Source organism: Streptomyces sp. NPDC054840, from assembly GCF_053611065.1.
Map to the genome: position 1 here is coordinate 1 of NZ_JBSGZP010001068.1, position 1566 is coordinate 1566.

Sequence of the window (1566 nt, forward strand, 5' to 3'; positions counted from 1 at the left end):
GGCCGTGGCCCGCACCCTGGCCGGCCTCGGCGCCACGGTCGCCGCGACGGACCGGAGCGCAGACACCCTCACGGACCTCGCACACCGGCTCTCCCCCGCCGCAGCCCCGAAGGCGGTCTGACCTATGAAGATTCTCGGCAGAGAGCCGGCCCTGCTCCTCGGCTTCGCAGCAGCCGCCCTGAAGCTCGCGGCAGCCTTCGGCCTCAACGTCAGCGACACCCAGCAGGCCCTCATCAACTCCGCGCTCGCCGCCGGTGTTGGCGTATGGCTGGCCATCGTCGCCAAGGACGGCGCGTTGGGCGCCGCCATCACGCAGCTCGCCCAGGCCTTCATGGCACTCTTCATCGGCTTCGGACTCGACTGGACCGCAGCCAAGCAGGCCACCGTGATGGCAACTCTCGCCGCGGTCCTCGCGATGTGGGAGCGGACGCAGATCACTGCCCCGGTCGTCGTGACGGCACTCGAGCAGAAGAGTCCCTACAGTCCCTCCGCACCCCGGGGCGTGTAAGTGAGGTGCCGTGCGGTCCGGCGGCTCAAGCGGCAGCTGGGCCGCCGCGGCACCATCCTCAGCTGCTACGGACTCATCTGGACCCTCATCGGATACGGCCAGATCATCACCCCTCAGCCAGATCAGCGGGGCCTCAAAGTCCTGCTGTCGCTGATGCCGCTCGACGCATGGGGCTGGTGCTGGATCGTCGCCGGTGTGGTTGCACTGGTGTGCGCGTGGGCTCCGCCGGGCCGCGACACTGCCGGATTCGTCAGCCTGGTACTGATCGTGGTGCCATGGATGGCGACCTACCTAGTCGCCTGGCTGCTCGGGGACTACCCCCGCGGCTGGGTGGCGGCAGCGATCTGGGCGGCGCTGGTCGCCCCGGTCTTGGTCGTGGCGGGCTGGCCGGAGCCGCCCCGCCGGAAGAGAGCGGATCCCCCTTATGGCTATGAGTCCTGACGCGATCGCGTCGATAGCGGGTGCGGTGGCGACCGGCGGATTCGCGGTGTGGACCGCCCGCGCGGCGAGGCGTACCCCCCGGCAGGAACGCCGCGACGATTTCGTGGCGGTCAGCGAGCAGCAGGGCAAGGCCATCGAGCGGCTTGAGAAGCGCGTTCAGCAAGGCGAGACGAAGGCCGAGCTGCAGCAGGAACGGATCGCCGAGAACGACGAGGCCATCGCCTGGCTGCTGGTGAGGATCCGCGACCTCGTCGGATCCATCCGCAAGTCCGGCGGCGAACCGCCGGCCGCACGGCCCATGTCCCCCCGTGCGGCTCGCGTCCTCGAGCGCAGCGACGTGTAAGAACTGGAGTGCGATGAGCGACGATCCCGCGCCGCGGCCTGCGGCACCGCGCCGTCATCAGCCGATGGCCGACGCCGAGACGCTCATCGACATGGGCATCCTCGACGAACAGCCCCAACCACCGCCCGACGAGCCGCCCGGACCGCCGCCCGAGCAGCAGGCGAACCTCCTCGCCCTCAACGCGGCCCTCGCCGAAGCCGGCGTCACCAAAGGCGCCGCCGACACCAAGGCCGTCACCGACCTGGCCAGGCTCGACGCGGCGACAGTTGAGGTC

The 1566-nt window shown here is 70.3% G+C and carries 4 protein-coding genes; all 4 read left to right on the top strand.

Annotated elements, in window-relative coordinates; all coding sequences use genetic code 11:
• Positions 1–124: 124 nt before the first annotated feature.
• Positions 125–508, top strand: coding sequence for a hypothetical protein (locus ACWGIU_RS37550; protein WP_453712534.1), 384 nt, complete (start codon positions 125–127; stop codon positions 506–508).
• A complete protein-coding gene (locus ACWGIU_RS37555; RefSeq protein WP_453712535.1) occupies positions 509–949 on the top strand; it encodes a hypothetical protein in 441 nt (146 codons plus the stop codon).
• Complete coding sequence (locus ACWGIU_RS37560; RefSeq protein ID WP_453712536.1) at positions 939–1292, top strand: hypothetical protein; 354 nt, start codon at positions 939–941, stop codon at positions 1290–1292. The genes ACWGIU_RS37555 and ACWGIU_RS37560 overlap by 11 nt, the downstream gene beginning before the upstream one ends.
• Positions 1293–1356: 64 nt before the next feature.
• The coding region (locus tag ACWGIU_RS37565) for a hypothetical protein (protein WP_453712537.1) at positions 1357–1566 on the top strand (210 nt) is incomplete at its 3' end.